Source organism: Paenibacillus turpanensis (assembly GCF_011421635.1).
GTDB classification, from domain to species: domain Bacteria; phylum Bacillota; class Bacilli; order Paenibacillales; family YIM-B00363; genus Paenibacillus_AK; species Paenibacillus_AK turpanensis.
Map to the genome: position 1 here is coordinate 146,220 of NZ_WTLI01000008.1, position 17,538 is coordinate 163,757.

A 17,538-nucleotide genomic window follows, 5' to 3' on the forward strand; every position below is an offset into this window, starting at 1 on the left:
GTGGACATAATTTACAAAAAAAGCGATGTGAGTTAATTCCTGCTTAATACTTCAGGAGTACGCTGGTATTATATCGGACATGGTTACTGATGTCACGGGTTGAGAATTGGAGAAAACCCTTGTTCAGTGAAGTGTAAAAATAAGCTGGGTCTGCGCACTGCGACCCGTCTGGCTTGTTTTTGCCTTTGCGAGCAAGGGTTATTTTTTATGGGAAGAGGCAGAGCAGTGACGGGATACGGAAAACAACGCAGAACAGATATGGCAGCCGGCAAAGAGCATGTGCTCGGCTTAAACAGAGGAGGCAGCGAGCAGCTGCAAGCTCGTGTGAAAAATGGCGGGCGATTGCCGCTGGATCAATATCAAGCTTATTTATTTGACTTGGATGGAACGGTTTATTCAGGGGAGAGCTTAATTCCCGGTGTTAAGCCGGCATTGGACAAGCTGCGGGCCGCCGGGAAGGCGCTGTTGTTCGTGACGAATACAACGGTACGCACAAGAGAGCAGGTACGGGAAAGGCTGCTCGGCTTAGGGGTGGAATGTGCGGAGGATGAGGTCATGACCGCGCTGTGTGCGGCCGGGGCGTATTTTCAAGAGTATGAGCCGGATGCCACTGTGTATATGGTTGGCGAAGAGGCGATGCGGGAAGAGCTGCTGCGCTGCGGCGTGCACCTAACGGAGGAGCCGCTGAAAGCATCGCATGTGCTGGTCGGCTTGGACCGGCAGTTTACATACGAGCGTTTGACCGCAGGAATGAATGCGCTCCGCAACGGCGCGCTGCTGATCGCGGCCAACCCGGATCCGTTTTGCCCGATTGACGACGGGGCGATTCCCGATACATGGGCGCTGGTCAAGGCGCTTGAGACGGCGAGTCTGCGTCCGACGTTTCGGGTGATCGGCAAGCCTTCCGCTTATTATGCGAAGAAGGCGCTGGAGCTGCTGAAGCTGCCGCCTGAAGCCTGCCTAATGGTTGGCGACCGGCTTGAAACGGACATCCGCTTCGGCATTGCGAACGGGATGGCTACCGCGCTTGTGCTGACGGGAGCCGATTCCCGAAAGGATATGATCTTAGCAGGAGTAGAGCCGGATTACGTGCTTGCCTCTTTATTGGAAATTGTAGGAGAGAGAAGACCGTATTTGGGCCGCATCGGGGATTTGGCACCTTAATAGAGCAAAGTTTGTATAGGCGAGGCAAGCGGCAGTACCCTTCGATGAATGAAGGATCAAATAAGGTGACGAAACAGAGGAGGATGTTTTGGAATGAAGAAAATGCTGTTATCGGTGCTTGCGGCAACCTTTTTAGTATCCGCATGCGGACAAACGGAATCGACGAAGCCAACGAATGAGGGAACCAAGCCGGCTGCGGCTCAGGAGAAGAAGGAGGAGGTCAAGCCGGTTGAGCTGGAGTTCTACTTCCCTGTAGCGGTAGGCGGGCCAATTACAAAGCTGATCGACGAGCTGGCCAGCGATTTCCATAAGGAGCATCCGGAAATTACGGTAAAGCCGGTCTACGGCGGCAGTTACCAGGACACGATGACGAAAGTGGCCACGGCGGTACAGGGCGGAAACTCCCCTGACCTTGCCGTACTGCTGTCGACTGACTTATACAGTCTGCTCTCCATGAACGCGATTGAGGATTTAACTCCGCGCTTTTCGAAGGAATACTTTAATGGCTTTTACGAGGCGTTTATGGGCAATACACGTTCTGGAGATACGGTTTGGAGCGTTCCGTTCCAGCGCAGCACGATTGTAATGTATTACAACAAGGATGCATTTAAAACGGCAGGGCTGGACCCGGAGAAGCCGCCGGCAAACTGGACGGAGCTGAAGGAAGCGGCCAGTAAGCTTACGGTAAAAGACGGATCGGGCAAGGTGACGCAGTGGGGAATTGAAATCCCGAGCACCGGCTATCAATATTGGATGCTTCAGGCGCTTTCACTGCAATCGGGAACGAATATCGTTTCGGGCGACGGGAAAAAGGTGTTCTTCGACAAGCCGGAGGTGCAAGAGGCGCTGCAATTTTATGCGGACTTAGGCCGCAAGGACAAGGTCATGCCGGAGGGCGTGCTGGAGTGGGCAACGGTGCCATCCGATTTCATCAGCGGCAAGACGGCGATGATGTACCATACGACGGGCAACCTGACGAAGGTGAAAAACGACGCCAAGTTTGATTTTGGCGTAGCCTTCCTGCCGGCGAACAAAAAGTACGGTTCCCCTACAGGCGGCGGCAATCTGTATGTGTTTAAAAACATCCCGGAAGAAAACAAGAAGGCCGCGATCAAGTTTATCGAATTCGTGACCCAGCCGGAGCGGGTGGCGAAGTGGTCGATCGATACCGGATATGTGGGAACGACGAAGGCTTCCTATGAAACCGAGCTGCTGAAAAATTACGTGAAGCAGTTCCCGCATGCGGCTGTCGCGAGGGACCAGCTTCAATATGCGGACAGCGAGCTTTCTACGTATCAGAACGGACAAGTAACGAAGCTGTTTAATGACAACATTCAAGCCGTACTGCTTGGTAAAATGTCGGCTAAGGAAGCGCTGGAGAAGTCGCAGCAGCAGGCGGATGCGATTTTGAAAAACTTCCAAAAATAAGGCGCGCTTGGAAACGGGGTTGTCATGGCACGAAGCCGTGGCGGCCCCGTTGTTCTACACAGCGGAGGGGGATTTCAAGTGAATGTACGCGCGCTGCGCGCTAGACGCTGGAGGGAAAATGCACTTGCCTATGCGCTGCTTTTGCCTTCTCTTCTTTTCTTAGCATTGTTTACGTTTTATCCGGTAATGAAATCGATTCGTCTTAGCTTTTACAGCTCAACCTTCGGCAGTGAAAGCTTCGTCGGGCTGGAGCAGTACGCCCAGGTGCTGCAGGACGAGGTGTTCCGCCAATCACTGGTTAACAATGTGCTGCTTGCGGCGGGAACGGTGCCGGTAAGCATCCTGCTTGCGATGTATTTGGCGGTTTGGGTGAACGGAAAGCGGAAGGGCAACGGTCTGCTGCGGGCGGCTTTTTTTTATCCGACCTTTCTTCCGATGATTGCGGTGGCGAATATTTGGCTGTTTATTTACACGCCGGACTACGGTCTGCTGGATAAGCTGCTTGGAGTGTTCGGCGGAGCGGGACCGAATTGGCTTGGCGATCCGGATTGGGTCATGCTTTCGATGATCGTGATGATGATTTGGAAGGAAGCCGGATTTTTTATGATCTTTTATTTGGCCGGGCTTCAAGGCTTGCCGAGGGATATTTATGAAGCGGCGGAGCTTGAAGGCTCCGGACCACTGCGTACGTTTCGCACGATCACGTTTCCGCTGCTCATGCCTACGACGCTGTTCGTACTCATTATCGCAACAACGAACGCCTTTAAGATGGTTGATCATCTGTACATTATGACGAAGGGCGGACCGAACAACGCCAGTAATTTGCTGCTCTATCACATTTATGAGACGGCCTTCAGCTTTTGGGATATGGGGAAGGCTTCCGTGCTTACGGTCATTTTGCTGGTGATTTTGCTCGTCCTGTCGATTTTTCATTACGGGTATTTGGATCGTCGGATTCATTACAAATAAGAAAGGGGGAACCTGCAGTGGCATTACGCATCGTAAACCGCTCAATGGTCGCCGTGCTAGGAATAATTTTCTTCATTCCGCTTGTGTGGACGCTGTGCACATCGCTTACTCCGGCTGCGGATGTCATTACCCGGAGCAACCCGTTTGCGGTGGGCAGTCCGACGCTGACCAACTTCGCGGCGGCTTGGGAGACGATTCCCTTTGGGCAATATTATTGGAACACGTTCGTTATCGTTACAGGGATTTTAGCCGTTCAGCTGGTAACCGCGACGTTAGCGGCTTATGCCTTTGCCCGGCTGCATTTCGTTGGCAGCAGCATCGTGTTCGTTCTGTTTTTGACGCAGATCATGATTCCGCCGGATATATTGCTGTTTCCGAATTATTCAACGATGAAGGAGCTCGGTCTGATCGACAGCAAGCTTGCGATCATGCTGCCGTATTGGGCATCTTCCTTCGGCGTATTTTTGCTGCGGCAGACGTTCAAGCAGGTGCCGCTTGATTTGGATGATGCCTCCAGGGCGGATGGCGCCTCCTGGTGGCGGACGCTTTGGCATGTGTACCTGCCGGCCGCCAAGCCGACCTACATTGCGTTCGGGCTGATCTCGGTCAGCGCGCATTGGAACAACTTTATGTGGCCGCTCATTGTTACGGACTCGGTGGAGACGCGTCCATTGACGGTGGGAATTGCGGTTTTTGCCCAGTCGTTTGAAACCGGCGCGCAGTGGGGCACGGTGACCGCGGCGACGATGCTCGTTATTATGCCGCTTCTGCTCGTATTTTTCTTGTTTCAGCGGCAGTTCGTCGAAAGCTTTATGCATTCCGGGCTAAAATAAGGTTGGAACGTGCGGACCACACGGAGATCGCCTTGGAGAGCGGTGAATCGGCTGTGGAATGGCAGTGAATAGAAGGCTTCACGAACGTGCGCATTCGTGAAGCCTCTTTTGTTTTATGTTTTTGCTTTTTCGCCTCGGAGCGAACGTTTACTAGAGTTTTCTACGGCTTCGGGTTCAGGCTTTCCCGGTTTTTTGGGAGTTTGCCGAAGCTCTGCATGGAACGATTTTAACATCGAAAAGGTCATTAGCAGCAGCACGAGGGCCAGCGGAAAGGCACTCACGATGATTGCCGTTTGGAAGCCTTGAAGTCCGCCGGAGGACATAAGGATGACCGCTGAGGCCGATAAGGTAAGCCCCCAAGCAATTTTCACAAAATTCGGCGGGTTCAGGCTGCCGAACGTGGTCATCATGCCGAGAACAAAGGTGGCTGAATCCGCGGACGTAATAAAAAATGTGCTGATTAGCAGAAGGGTGACGATGACCAGCAGTAAGGTCAGCGGCAGGTGCTGATACACATAAAACAGAGCCGCTTCGAGGCTTTGCCCGGAAACATCAAGACCCAAAACATGCTCCATATAGATGCCGGTCCCGCCGAAGACGCCAAACCAGATGGCGCATACAATCGACGGTATGATTAACACCGCAATCACAAATTCCCGCACGGTTCGCCCTTTCGATACACGCGCAATAAACGTTCCCACAAACGGAGCCCAGGCGATCCACCACGCCCAATAGAAGATCGTCCATGAGCGCAGCCACTCTGCGTTCCGTTCATTGAACGGAGCAAGCCGCATCCCCATCGCGAGCAGGTTCTGCACATAGGTCCCGAAGGTAGTTGTGAAAAGATCCATGAGGAAAATCGTCGGACCCAAAAACAGGAACAATACAAACAAAAGAAGTGCGAGCACCATATTGGCATTACTTAAGTACTTAATCCCCTTTTCGACCCCTGTGCTCGCTGAAAGAATGAACAAGACGGTAACCACTGCCACGATGGTTAATTGAGTAATGAAATTATTTGGAATGCCCAGCACATAGCTTAGCCCGCCATTAATTTGCGCAGCGCCAAGGCCAAGAGAGGCGGCAACACCGAAGATCGTAGCAAAGACAGCGGTCATATCGACGATTGTGCCAAGGGATCCTTTCACCCGATCGCCAAGCAGCGGATACAAGGTTGCACTCATGAGCCCCGGCACACCCTTACGGAACTTATAATAGGCAAGCGCAAGTGCAATGGTGGCATAGATGGCCCATGCATGAAAGCCCCAGTGCAAATACGTATACTGCAAAGCGAGCTTGGCGCTTTCGTTCGTTCGGGCTGCACCGACCGGAGGGTTGGCATAATGAGAAATCGGCTCAGATACGCCGAAAAATAGCAGCCCGATCCCCATCCCGGCGCTAAACAGCATGGCAAACCAAGTGGAGCGCTTGAACTCCGGCTTGTCGTCATCCTTCCCCAATTTGATTTTGCCGTACTTGCTGAAAATCAAAAAAATCGCGAAAAAAAGAAAGAATGTCGCGGTCAGCTGATAAAACCAGCCGAATCGGATTAAGAAGAACGATTGCAGCACATTCATGCTTTGGATAAGCTGCTTCGGCCAAATCGCTCCCCACATGACAAAGATTATGGATACGACTATAGAAATCCAAAAGACGCGGGAAACCTTCCCCATACCGAAAACCTCCTCCTTTGCAAACATTATCCCAATCCATGCATTGGATTATGTAAGTTCGTCATTATCATCCGCGAATGGTTAGGATAATTTGCCGCACTCGGAACACTCTATTTTAGGTAAAGGAGGAAGCGGGCCATGATAAAAATTTTACTTGCAATCTTCGGGATCCAAATCGTTTACGTAACTGCGTTTACGCTGCGGATGATATTGACCCTAAAAGGGTTAAAATACATCGCTGCCGCAATCAGCACCTTTGAAATTACGGTGTATGTGCTGGGGCTAAATATGGTGCTGCAGTATTTAAATCATTGGTCGAGCTTGACCGTATATGCTCTTGGTTATGCGCTCGGCATTATTATCGGCGCATGGATCGAAGAAAAGATCGCACTCGGTTATGTCACCTTAAAAGTAATCAGCCAGCAGATGAATGGACACATAGAGAAGGCTTTGCGGCAAAAAGGGTACGGTGTGACCTCGTGGGTCGGCTCTGGACGGGATGGCGAGCGTTCGGTGATGGAAATTTTGGCGAAGCGGAAAAACCACGAGAAATTGTATCGTCTGATTTTGGAGGTGGATCCGAAAGCGTTTGTGATCACGATTGAACCGCGGCATTTTCACGGCGGATTTTGGACGAGCGTCATCAAGCGCTGATTTCCGGGGGCTGAGGAATAACCTGCCGTTGGCGGGGGAACGTTTTGCTTTGGAGGTGACAACAATGAAAGAAGCGCGTCAAACGTACAGAAGCGGTGAACGTGCGCCGAATTCGGGGACCTTTGAAACAGTAACCGGGCGAAAAATGCAGTACCGTCAGGGAGAGCTGTTCCAAGCTTGTCCGGACACCGGCAAGGAGACGGATTGGAAGCACTGTGATGCGTAAGACGGGGCCAATGTGATCAGCTTGGGCGCTGGTGGGCTGTAGTTCATGATCTCTTACGGGGAGGAGGAGAAGCGGATGGAAGAAACGAATGTAAGGGATTCGATCATGGTTCAGGACGAGCAGGGCAATACACAGCAGTTTGAAGTGGAAGCACTGTTCGATATGGAGGAGCAGACGTATGCGCTGCTGAAGAGCGAGGACGATATTGTATTAATGCGTGTTGTCGGCGAGGAAGACGAGGAGCAATATTTGGAAGGCATCGATAATGAGGAAGAGGCGTTGTCGATTTTGGATGCGTATCAAATTGCAGTGGAAGCGGCTCCTGCCGAGTAAGCAATCGGATCAACTAAGTACCGGTTGAAGAAAGCCTCCGTCAAGTACAAACGAGACGGGGGCTTTTTGTCGGTTCATGATTATATGATGTATGTTTGAGAGTTAGGTTTCATCGGAAGGATAGGCGGTTTGCTTCAATCGATCCAACGAAAGAGAGTCTTGGGGGGCGCCGAGTAAGGTTTCAAAGATTTGCAGCACCTTGCGCACGCGGTGAGACCGTTCTTCATCGTTCCATTGGAATACAGAAGGGTCAAGCCAAAATTGAAAGCCTGTCAGCATAAATTCAGCTACCAGCTGGGGCTGCTCGACTCGAAAAGTACCCTCGCGGTTGCCCTGCTCAAGCAAGGAGGCGAGCATGGGGGCGGCCTGCTTCACCATTTGAACGACCATGCGCTGATGCAGAGCAGTGTTGTTTTCATGATGCAAATACTGGAACACATCCGAGTGTCCGTTCTCCTCATCCAGCTCATGCAGGAGCAGGGAAGCGAGTTTTTGCAGGCCGGTCCGTGAATCGGACATGACGATTTCTTTCATGGGCCCCAGGATGGCATGCAGATGCCTTTCGATGAGCGCATCCGCCGCCTCTTCCTTGGACTTGAAATAATAATAGAAGGTGCCTTGGGCGACACCAATCTGCTTTACGATATCGCTGACTGACGTTTGCTGGTAGCCTTTGGTCCCATACAGCAGCTGAGCGGCGTCTAAAATTTCATTTTTACGCTCCTCCGGGTTCTTGCTAACTCTAGGCATGAGAAAGCCCTCCATTCCTCTCTACTTATTAAATCAGCGGCGGAGGCTCTCCGTCAAATTCTTACATCGATGGCGCCTTATACGTTCGTTATTGATACTTGGAAAAATACCGCACGCATTCCCGGATCGTATATTCCCGGCCAATCGGACCCCACGCATCCCATTCCCTGCTGTCCGGGACGTACACCTGATTCGTGTACACGGCTTGCAGCCCCTGCCAAAGCGGATTGCGCTGCAGCGCCGACAACGCGGAGGCATCGCTCCACAATACGAGAATCCGCTCCGGATCCAAGGAAACCAAATCGAGAAAAGCATCCTCCCGGTAGGAATATCCGGGCGATAAGTCATGCGGCTGAAAGCCGAGCTTTTGAAACAGCAGATCCATCATTGCATGGGAAGAGCCGTCGTAGAGCCGAAAATGCTCTTTGGTGACGCGGATGACGGCCCAGCGCCCTTTGCGGGTAAAGGAGGACAGGGCATCGCGGCCTGTCCGTTCCACCTGCCCGATGCGGGCGACGATCGACTCGGCCGCCGCCTCCTGACCCACTTTTTCCGACAAGGTTGCCAGGTAGTCGCTCCAATTCGGATGGTCATCGATGAATACCGTCCCGGAATAGCGGTCCCACTGCTTGTCGTAGGGGTTGTGCCGGAAGCTCATTTTCAGCGTCATATCGGGCTCCAGCTTGGCTACCTCGCTCCAAGGGATATGACGCTCCGCATTCAGTGGAATCGTTTCGCCAAGCTGGCTGCGCAAATAGCTGGGGAAGCCTCCCTCGAAATGGCTGGGAAACGCGGGAGCGGCAATCGGCGGAATGCCGAGAGCAACCAAGTGGTCCTGCAGAAAGATGTTGCTGACCACGGCGATTCTTTTTTTATGACGCTTCCGGTATAGGGTCGGCGATACGCCCTCGTTCTGCTTGAATACGCGGCTGAAATACAGCTCGTCCTGAAAGCCGACGCTGCGTGCTACCTCCTTCAGGCTGCGGCTCGGCTGTGCGAGCAGCTCCTTCGCATGCTGGATGCGCAGGCTGGATAAATAGCCGCCCGGCGTCAGTCCGGTTGCACGCTTAAATGCGCGGCAGTAGGAGCTTGGCGTCAGTCCGGCCAGCTGTGGAAGCTCCCCGAGGGGAATCGGCTTCATATAGTTTTGCTTCATAAATTCAAGCGTTCGTTCCACGGGGCCGGCATCCGAGCTGCTGTATTGCGACGCCGCCTCCTGCAGAAGATCGAGCAGCTTATACAACAGCTTTTGCTCATAAAAGGACATCGCCGTGGTCCCAGTGAGATTTCGCGAGCGGGGATGGAGGCGGAGCAGCTGCTCCAGCACGGAATTGATCCGAGCGCGACGGGAGGCGGGGGTCGTCATACTTTGGTTAGGCAGAAAAGGCAGGCTTGCGGGCTCCGGAAATTCGGATTGTGCTTCTGTCTTCCTGCTGGTAATTAGATAATCAGGTGAAAGGCGCAGCCCGAAATAATGAATGAAATAAAGAGACAAGGGCTGGGTGCCGCTGGATGCCAGCGCGACCCGCATCGCGGGAGTGACCGACACAAAGCTTCCCGGCGACAGGTCATGGATGCGTCCGCTCAGCTGAATGGTACCGGAGCCCCGGACAACGTAGACGAGTGTGCTGCGTTCCGCGATATATGTCCGAAGCCGGAAGTCCGGTGCATAATCATGCTGCTTGATAGAGGTGATGAAAAAAGAAACGTAGGGTGCGCTGTCCATATGATCCCGCCTTTGTTCGCGTCAACAATTGATAACCATTATCACTAATTATAAAAAAGGATGGGCCAGGAAGCAACGTTTGATCGGGGAAAGGGACAATATTGTCCATAATAAAAAGGCAATGTGATGTATAGAAATGCGTCAAGGGCTAGTTTATCATTGGTAATGATAATTGTTATCAATTAGAAAAAGGGCGGTACATCGACGGGGTCGGAGGTGGACGAAGAAACACGCACGCTTAGGGGGAACAGGTCGAGTGAATCGTTTGCATAGCAGCAAGGCCAAAGGGCTTATGCTCATCTGCGGACTGCTGCTGCTTGCTGTTTGTATGCTGGCCAGCATGCTGCTGGGCTATCAGCGTTTTGGCATCAAGGAGCTGTGGGAAGCGGGCGTCCGCTTTAACGGCTCCGCAGAGCATCTGCTCCTCCGCACGGTACGGCTGCCGACGACGCTGATCGGAGCGGCGGTCGGGGCAAGTTTGGCCGTCGCCGGAGCGTTGATGCAGACGCTGAGCAAAAATCCGCTCGCGTCGCCCTCGGTGCTGGGCATCAACGCGGGAGCGGTATTGATGATCGCGATCGTACTCGCGGCCACCGGAGCGGATTTGTCCAGCGGACAGCTGATCTGGTTTGCCTTTGCCGGCGCAGGAGTGACCGCCGTCTTTGTCTCGGCCCTTGGAGCGGCCGGGAGCAGGGGCTTTGAGCCGGTCAAGCTGACGCTGGCGGGAGCGGCGGTTGCCGCGTTCGCTTCGGCGATCACCTCCGGCTTGATGCTCCTGAACGAGGAGTCGCTGCAGGAGACGCTGTTCTGGCTTGTCGGCTCCGTCTCGGGGAGAAAGCTGGAGCATTTGAGTGCAGTAGCGCCTTATTTAGGCGTAGGTCTGGTGGCGGCGCTGCTGCTCGCGAGGTCGCTCAATGTGATGGGGATGGACGATGACATCGCCAAATCGCTTGGGCAGTGGACGTCGCTGGCCAAGGGCGCTGTAATCGCAGTCGTCATCGTCTTGGCCGGCGGTTCGGTTGCCTTGGCCGGGCCGATTGCGTTTGTCGGCTTAATCGTGCCTCATATTTGCCGATACCTTGTCGGAAGCGATCACCGCTGGCTGCTGCCGTACTGCGCCGTTGCCGGGGCGATCCTGCTGGTGGCTGCGGACACAGCCTCGCGCTTCCTTCTTATGCCGAAGGAAGTCCCTGTCGGCGTGACGACAGCGCTGCTCGGCGTTCCCTTCCTCATTTATTTGTCGAGGAGGAGGATGCACGAATGAAGCAGGGCCTAATGGGATTACGAAGGCCGGCAGCTGCAGCGGCAGGGCTGGGGTTGGCGCTGCTTGCTGTCTTATTCGCACTGATCGTCGTCAGCGCTTCGACGGGGACAACGCGGATTCCGTTCTTGGAAGCAGCGGCTGTGCTGCTGGGGGGCGGGGATGAAGCCCAGCGGATGATCATTTTTAACCTGCGGCTGCCGAGAACGCTCGCAGCCGTGCTGGTCGGCTCGGCGTTGGCCGTTTCCGGGGCACTGATGCAGGGTGTGTTCCGCAATCCGCTGGCTTCGCCGGATCTGATGGGAGTCAGCGGCGGAGCCTCGGTGCTGGTCGTGGGCTTCTTGACCGTGACGGCAAGCAGATACAGCATTCATCTGCTGCCGTTCATCGCGGTATGCGGCGCGTTTGGTGCAGCGGCTATGATCTATGCGCTGGCTTGGAAACGAGGCGTCGGCACCTTCCGCCTGCTGCTGATCGGCGTCGGCGTATCGACAGCCGCCTCTGCACTGACGACCTTTCTGCTTATTAGCGGGCCGGCTTATATGGCTTCCCAGGTGCTGAACTGGCTGACGGGAACGTTATACGGCACCTCGAAGGAATATGTCTGGACCCTGCTGCCTTGGGCAGCGGTATTTATCCCGGCGGCATGGGCGATGTCCCGCCATTTGAACGTATTGGCGCTTGGCGACGCCACCGCTGTAGGACTGGGCAGCGCGGTCAACCGGACGCGCTTGCTGCTGCTGTTCTTCAGCGTGGCCTTGGCCGGGGCCTCGGTTGGAATTGCGGGCAATGTCTCCTTCGTAGGGCTCATTGCCCCCCATATGGCGCGAAGCTTGGTCGGGAACAACCACGCGAGGATGATTCCAATCAGCGCTTTGCTCGGCGCGCTGCTGCTTGTATTGGCCGATTTGGCCGGCCGCACGCTGTTTTCGCCTTATGATTTGCCGGCGGGCATCTTTACGGCCGCCTTCGGCGCACCGTTTTTCTTTTACCTTTTATACAAGAGAAAGGGAAGGTAAGAGGCGCATTAGAATGTAGGAAGAGGATCGACAAACATTACATTACATAAAGGGAGAGAGCTTTCATGGTACGCACTAAAAAGAATTCGTCATGGTTATCGTTCAGCATGCTTCTCGTTATCGTATTTTCACTGGTGCTGTCCGCTTGCGGTCAGCCGGAAACAACAAAAACACCGGCCGGGGAAGGCGCAGCGAAGCAGGGAGAGAGTGCGGCTCCGAAGGAGCAGACACCGCCAGCGGAGACGAAGCGCGTCGTTAAGCACAGCATGGGCGAAACGGAGCTGACCGGTACGCCGAAGCGTGTGGTCGTGCTGACACAGGAAGGAACGGAAGCGGTGCTTGAGCTTGGCGTAAAGCCGGTGGGCGCGGTGAATTCCGGGCTGGGCGACACATGGTTCCCGCATATCGCCAGCGAAATGCAGGGCGTAACGGAGCTGGGTGACGAGGCGCAGCCGAACCTCGAGCTGATCGTCAGCCTGAAGCCGGATCTGATTTTGGGCAACAAGGTGCGTCATGAAAAAATTTATAACCAGCTGAAGGATATCGCTCCAACGGTGCTTTCGGCAGACCTAGCCGGCAAATGGAAGGAAAACTTCAACCTGTATGCGGAAGCCTTGAACAAGAAGCAGGAAGGCGAAAAGGCGATGGCCGCTTACGATGCGAAGATCAAGGAAGCGAAGGATAAGCTTGGCGCGAAGACGGCAAAGCAGGTTTCGATCGTCCGCTTCCTGCCGAATGCGGTTCGCATTTACCAGAAAGATACGTTCGCGGGTGTGATTTTGAAGGATATCGGCTTTGCTCGCCCTGCGGCACAGGATAAGGACCAGTTCATGGAAGTCATTACGAAGGAACGAATCGCCGATATGGATGGCGATATCATGTTCTACTTCAATGCGGATTATGATGAGAAAAAAGGCGGAACGAAAAACCAAGAGGAATGGATGAAGGATCCGCTTTACACCAACCTGAAGGTTGCTAAAAACAACATGGCGTTTAAGGTGGACGAGGTGACTTGGAACCTTTCCGGAGGAATTAAATCGGCAAAGATGCTGGTTGACGAGGTTGTAAAGTACGGCGAGAAGCTGAAGTAGAGAAACGTTGTTTTTATATGGGTAATAAGGCTGTAAATCTTGGCGCTGTGGAGCATTGTAAAATGCTTTCACGGCGTCTTTTTCATGTCTCGTAGTTGCAGAAGGGCAGCGATGGTAATGGTGGTTAATGACATTAAATACATCAAACTAGGTGGAAAAACGAGATATATGAAGTAATGTTGAGTATATAGGTTTTTTTCAGGGGGTTTTCGGTAAGGGTAGCTGGAGGGAGGGAAATGCTAAGCAACCACTATATTTTATGGTATAATTATATATTTGGTTATTGTGTCTATCTTCCCCGTGTGATAAAAAATAGTAGTCACTTTTGTAAGATCGAAGCTGCTGTATGGAGGAAGCCAATCGCTCGCTCCGCAAGTTTCTGGATTACGAGCTTGAGACGGTAATTTGTTATCATGGCGGCCGAGCGGATCAGGATGCTGCCGGACAGATTAGAAAGTTAATTAAGGAGCTGTAACATTCATGAGAATCGTACGTTTTGACGAAAGCGTCGGTAGAGCCATTCAGGCGTTCGGCTCCAACCAATTTATCATTTCAAAGGTAGTGCGGGCGGAGCCGAAGTTTGTGCAGATCGGTTACGCGCATCTGGGGACGAACGGACTTATCGGTTATCATCAAGCCGCTTGTCCGCAGCTTCTGGTTGTCGTTCAAGGCGAAGGCTGGGTGCGAAGCGGAGAGGGCGAACGGCTCCCGGTGAAGGCCGGGCAGGGAGTGTACTGGGAGCAGGGGGAATGGCATGAGACGGGAACGGCCGGCGGGTTAACTGCGATGCTTATCGAAGCAGATGCTCTGGATGTGTCGGGGCTGCCGGAAGTGGAGTAACACTAGGGTTTTTCTCCTCTGGGGGCTGAAAAGGATTCGTGCGGAAGCTGGAGCTAATGCTGCGTGCAGAAATTGATACGCTTCGATATGACGGGAATGAATGGGGATGGGGGAAATGGTTACATTAAAAGTGACTGAACCTAAGGAGGTTTTCCCCATCGACTGGTTTGAGGTAACGATCCGTTCCGCCGCTGCGTTTGGAATTTTGTTCTTATGGGCCCGGATTCTCGGGAAAAAGCTGATTGCTCAAATGACCTTCTTCGAATTTATTGCCGGTGTTGCGTTGGGGTCCGTAGGGGCTAACATCATGTTTAATGTCAGTATTAATGTTGCGCTAGGGGCACTGGGGTTGTCAGTTTTTGGTATACTGGCATTTTCTGCGGATCTAGTAGCCTTAAAAAGCTTCCGTGGACGTAAGCTGCTCGATTCCGAGCCAACACTGCTGATTCGTAACGGCGAGATTCTAGAAGATGGTATGAATAAAGTTAGAATGACCATGGATGAGCTGCAGATGATGCTCCGTCAAAAGAACGTGTTTTATTTCGACCAGGTGGAGCTAGCCTATTTTGAAACGAACGGTACGGTATCGGTTTTAAAAAAACCGGAGTATATGCCTGTCACACCAAAGGACATCAACCTAGCTCCTTTACATCGGGGACAGCCGCAAACCGTAGTGATCGACGGCAAGGTTCTGGCAAACAGCCTGAAGGCTCTTGGTAAAGACGAAGCGTGGCTGCGGAAAATGCTTCGGCAGAAGGGGATCACCGATGTCTCCGAGGTGATGTTTGCCCAGGTGGATCTGCTGGACCAACTATATATTGATAAGCGAAACGATCACGAGACCGTCGTTCACTAGGCTGTCTGGATGAAGAGAACGGGTGCGTTGGAAATTCCAGCGCACCCTTTTTTCCGTGATGTTGAACATGATATAGTCATATCAAAACAAGAGGAGGGCTGCCGATGGAGCAGTTAACGCTGCTGCTCTTTGAGCGGATGGGCATCTTGCTGCTCATCACGTTTATTTTAACGCGCATTCCTCAGTTCCGCTCGCTGCTGGATAAGCGGATGAATATGAAAACCGGCGTCACCTTTGCATTGTTTTTCGGCTTGGTCAGCGTAGGCGGCACGTACGCCGGGGTGACGGTCAGCCCTTCCACAATCGATACCTCTTTTCTCGCCTCATCCCTGGCGGCGAATGAAGCGATGGCCGACTCCGCGCTGATCGGCGTGGTGATGGCGGGGTTTCTCGGCGGGACCGCCGTAGGCCTCGGGGCGGGCGTTTTGTCGGGGCTGCACGCCTACTGGATGGGAGGCATTGCCGGGACGGCGGATCTTTGGTCGACGCCGATTGCCGGGCTGTTATCCGGGCTCGTGGCGCGTTTTTTTGCGGAAGAGCGGGTTATTTCGCCGGTAAAGGCGTTATTTATTAGTGTATTTGCGCCAATTATGCAAATGGGCGTTATTTTGATTGCGAATGAGGCGTCGGAACCCTCCATTCGCCTTGTAAATTTGATCGGCGTGCCGATGGTCATCGCCAACAGCATCGGCGTCGGCATCTTCGTAGCGATGATATTGGCGGCTTTGCGCGAGGAGGAGCGGGCGGCGGCCTCGGAGACGCAGCGGGCGCTGCATATTGCCGAGATGGCTTTGCCTCATCTGAAGCAGGGGCTCAGCTTTGAGACGGCGGAAGCGACCGCGAGCATTCTGCGCCGGGAGCTGCGCGCGGGTGCCGTGGCCGTCACCGACACCGAGGTGATCCTCGCGCATGTCGGCATCGGAACGTCGCGGCATGTCCCGGGGGAGCGTATCGCGACGGATTTATCCCGCTTGGCGATCGAAACGGGACAAATCCAGATTGCCAAGGAGCGCGAGCATATTCAGCCGCATCACCCGGCGCTCGGCGCGGCGCTGATTGTGCCGTTCCAGCGCGGCGGTCAGGTGGCAGGCCTCATTAAGCTTTATTACCAGAGTGTTCGGCAGATTCGGCCGGTAGAGGAAGTGTTTGCGCAGGGGCTCAGTAAGCTGATTTCCATTCAGCTCGATATTGCGATGGCCGAGCAGCTGCAGGGCCTCATGAAGGATGCGGAGCTGCGAGCGCTGCAGGCGCAAATTAATCCGCATTTTTTGTTTAATACGCTGAACGCCATCGTCACGCTCATCCGGGTTGATCCGGATGCGGCGAGACGGGTGACGGTACAGCTGGGCAATTATATGCGGATGAATCTAACGATGACGCAGTCCGCACTCGTGCCGCTGTACAAAGAGCTGGAGCATCTGCAGACGTACCTCGACATCGTGAAGGTCCGTTTTGCCGAGCAGCTGACGATCGGTTATTTTTGCGAAACCGGGCTGGAGGGGGTATCCATTCCTCCATCTACCCTTCAGCCGCTGGTAGAGAACAGCATCCAGCATGGCTTGAAGCAGCGGACAGGCAGCGGCGGTGTGATCCGAATTCAGCTGCGCAAGCAGGACGACCGTGTGCTCGCCGTTGTAGAGGATAACGGGGAAGGCTTTCCGCCGGAGCTGCTGGAGCAGCTGGGCAATGCTCCGATCCAGGGCGGAGAAAGCACGGGGCTTGGCGTGCATAATGTAAATCAGCGGCTGATCAGCTTATTTGGCCCGGAAGCGAGGCTGAGGTTGTCCAATTTGCCGGAAGGCGGGGCAAGGATTCAATTTATGATCCCATATCGGATGTAGGATAGGAGTGAAAATAGAGTGAAGGTAATGATTGCAGAGGATGAGAGGCTGGCGAGGGAAGAGCTGCTCTATTTGCTTTCCAAGGTGGAGGATGTGGAGCTGCTTCCGTACGCCACGAATGGGCATGAGCTGCTGGAGCTGGCCGCTGTACATTGTCCGGATGTGGTATTCTTGGATATTCATATGCCGGGATTGGACGGCGTAAAAACGGCGCATAAGCTGCTGTTGACGGTGCCGCGTCCTTTCATTGTATTTGCAACCGCTTACGATCAGTATGCGGTCGAGGCATTTCGGCTGGACGCAGCGGATTATTTGCTGAAGCCGTACGATGAGGAGCGGCTTCAGCAAACCTTAAGCCGCATTCGGGCGCTGCGCGGCAGCTCAGCGGCGCGCACGGGGCCGGATGCTGCGGCTGTGCTTGCCGCCGGCGGGGTGTCCGCCGCCGCACCTGAGCAAAAGGATCGCTCCGCCGCCGCCGAATGGGGCCGCACGGCCGCGGCGACCAAGGTAAAGCTGCTCGTTGACGACGGCAGCAAAATGGTCGTGATCGATCCGCAGACGATCGGCTATGCGGTGAAAGAGGAGAAGCTGACGCAAATTCACACCATGGACGGGCGCGTGCACGCGGCGAAGCAAACCTTGCAGGATTTGGAGGATAAGCTGGTTGGTTATCCATTTTTCCGGACTCACCGCAGTTACTTGGTCAATGTGGATCATATCCATGAAATCGAGCCGTGGTTTAACGGGGCATATAATGTAATTTTGAATGACAGCAAACGGACGAAGGTGCCCGTGTCGCGGGTTGCCGCCAAGGAGCTGTTGAGGAGACTGCAGGGGGAATAACATGTCCCGTTTTACGTTTAAGGCTCATTTT

The 17,538-nt window shown here is 53.8% G+C and carries 18 protein-coding genes; 15 read left to right on the top strand and 3 right to left on the bottom strand.

Annotated elements, in window-relative coordinates; genetic code table 11:
* Window positions 1-207: 207 nt before the first annotated feature.
* The 4 genes from GQS10_RS09425 to GQS10_RS09440 all read left to right on the top strand — a co-directional run bounded on the left by GQS10_RS09425 (window position 208) and on the right by GQS10_RS09440 (window position 4,394).
* The gene (locus GQS10_RS09425; RefSeq protein ID WP_243735070.1) at window positions 208-1,164 is read left to right on the top strand and encodes an HAD-IIA family hydrolase; all 957 of its coding nucleotides are present in this window, start codon (window positions 208-210) and stop codon (window positions 1,162-1,164) included.
* A gap of 93 nt (window positions 1,165-1,257) precedes the next feature.
* The gene (locus GQS10_RS09430; RefSeq protein ID WP_166241349.1) at window positions 1,258-2,592 is read left to right on the top strand and encodes an ABC transporter substrate-binding protein; all 1,335 of its coding nucleotides are present in this window, start codon (window positions 1,258-1,260) and stop codon (window positions 2,590-2,592) included.
* Window positions 2,593-2,670: 78 nt separating this feature from the next.
* The gene (locus tag GQS10_RS09435; RefSeq protein ID WP_341805035.1) at window positions 2,671-3,561 is read left to right on the top strand and encodes a carbohydrate ABC transporter permease; all 891 of its coding nucleotides are present in this window, start codon (window positions 2,671-2,673) and stop codon (window positions 3,559-3,561) included.
* A gap of 44 nt (window positions 3,562-3,605) precedes the next feature.
* Window positions 3,606-4,394, top strand: coding sequence for a carbohydrate ABC transporter permease (locus GQS10_RS09440; protein ID WP_166241470.1), 789 nt, complete (start codon window positions 3,606-3,608; stop codon window positions 4,392-4,394).
* Between the two features lie 113 nt (window positions 4,395-4,507).
* On the opposite strand, the gene GQS10_RS09445 is transcribed toward GQS10_RS09440, so the two are convergent.
* Window positions 4,508-6,067: a glycine betaine uptake BCCT transporter gene (locus GQS10_RS09445; RefSeq protein WP_166241353.1), complete on the bottom strand. Its 1,560-nt coding sequence runs from the start codon at window positions 6,065-6,067 to the stop codon at window positions 4,508-4,510.
* Between the two features lie 138 nt (window positions 6,068-6,205).
* On the opposite strand from GQS10_RS09445, the gene GQS10_RS09450 reads away from it, so the two are divergent.
* The 3 genes from GQS10_RS09450 (at window position 6,206) to GQS10_RS09460 (ending at window position 7,280) form a co-directional block, all read left to right on the top strand.
* Window positions 6,206-6,721 (top strand): DUF2179 domain-containing protein, encoded by a 516-nt coding sequence (locus GQS10_RS09450; RefSeq protein WP_166241355.1) that lies wholly within the window; start codon window positions 6,206-6,208, stop codon window positions 6,719-6,721.
* A 64-nt stretch (window positions 6,722-6,785) separates the two neighbouring features.
* Complete coding sequence (locus GQS10_RS09455) at window positions 6,786-6,947, top strand: hypothetical protein (protein ID WP_166241357.1); 162 nt, start codon at window positions 6,786-6,788, stop codon at window positions 6,945-6,947.
* 75 nt (window positions 6,948-7,022) lie between these two features.
* Window positions 7,023-7,280: a DUF1292 domain-containing protein gene (locus tag GQS10_RS09460; RefSeq protein WP_166241359.1), complete on the top strand. Its 258-nt coding sequence runs from the start codon at window positions 7,023-7,025 to the stop codon at window positions 7,278-7,280.
* A gap of 102 nt (window positions 7,281-7,382) precedes the next feature.
* Here GQS10_RS09460 and GQS10_RS09465 read toward each other — a convergent pair whose 3' ends face one another.
* Together GQS10_RS09465 and GQS10_RS09470 are read right to left on the bottom strand one after the other, a co-directional pair.
* On the bottom strand, window positions 7,383-8,030 hold the full coding sequence (locus tag GQS10_RS09465) for a TetR/AcrR family transcriptional regulator (protein ID WP_166241361.1): 648 nt from the start codon (window positions 8,028-8,030) through the stop codon (window positions 7,383-7,385).
* Between the two features lie 88 nt (window positions 8,031-8,118).
* Window positions 8,119-9,756, bottom strand: coding sequence for a helix-turn-helix domain-containing protein (locus tag GQS10_RS09470; protein ID WP_166241363.1), 1,638 nt, complete (start codon window positions 9,754-9,756; stop codon window positions 8,119-8,121).
* Between the two features lie 292 nt (window positions 9,757-10,048).
* Here GQS10_RS09470 and GQS10_RS09475 point away from each other — a divergent pair, with 292 nt between their 5' ends.
* The 8 genes from GQS10_RS09475 to GQS10_RS09505 all read left to right on the top strand — a co-directional run bounded on the left by GQS10_RS09475 (window position 10,049) and on the right by GQS10_RS09505 (window position 17,507).
* On the top strand, window positions 10,049-11,020 hold the full coding sequence (locus GQS10_RS09475; RefSeq protein WP_166241472.1) for a FecCD family ABC transporter permease: 972 nt from the start codon (window positions 10,049-10,051) through the stop codon (window positions 11,018-11,020).
* Window positions 11,017-12,036: a FecCD family ABC transporter permease gene (locus GQS10_RS09480; protein WP_166241365.1), complete on the top strand. Its 1,020-nt coding sequence runs from the start codon at window positions 11,017-11,019 to the stop codon at window positions 12,034-12,036. The genes GQS10_RS09475 and GQS10_RS09480 overlap by 4 nt, the downstream gene beginning before the upstream one ends.
* Before the next feature lie 65 nt (window positions 12,037-12,101).
* Window positions 12,102-13,127 carry an ABC transporter substrate-binding protein gene (locus GQS10_RS09485; protein WP_166241367.1) on the top strand — a complete coding sequence of 342 codons (1,026 nt, stop codon included), beginning with the start codon at window positions 12,102-12,104 and terminating at the stop codon, window positions 13,125-13,127.
* Window positions 13,128-13,473: 346 nt separating this feature from the next.
* A complete protein-coding gene (locus tag GQS10_RS23480) occupies window positions 13,474-13,602 on the top strand; it encodes a hypothetical protein (protein ID WP_279537962.1) in 129 nt (42 codons plus the stop codon).
* A 5-nt stretch (window positions 13,603-13,607) separates the two neighbouring features.
* Window positions 13,608-13,967 (top strand): cupin domain-containing protein, encoded by a 360-nt coding sequence (locus tag GQS10_RS09490; RefSeq protein ID WP_166241369.1) that lies wholly within the window; start codon window positions 13,608-13,610, stop codon window positions 13,965-13,967.
* A gap of 115 nt (window positions 13,968-14,082) precedes the next feature.
* Window positions 14,083-14,823: a DUF421 domain-containing protein gene (locus tag GQS10_RS09495; protein WP_166241371.1), complete on the top strand. Its 741-nt coding sequence runs from the start codon at window positions 14,083-14,085 to the stop codon at window positions 14,821-14,823.
* Between the two features lie 104 nt (window positions 14,824-14,927).
* The gene (locus GQS10_RS09500) at window positions 14,928-16,664 is read left to right on the top strand and encodes a LytS/YhcK type 5TM receptor domain-containing protein (protein WP_166241373.1); all 1,737 of its coding nucleotides are present in this window, start codon (window positions 14,928-14,930) and stop codon (window positions 16,662-16,664) included.
* Between the two features lie 27 nt (window positions 16,665-16,691).
* Entirely contained in the window at window positions 16,692-17,507 is an 816-nt protein-coding gene (locus tag GQS10_RS09505; RefSeq protein ID WP_166241474.1) for a LytR/AlgR family response regulator transcription factor, read from the top strand.
* The last annotated feature ends 31 nt before the right edge of the window (window positions 17,508-17,538 follow it).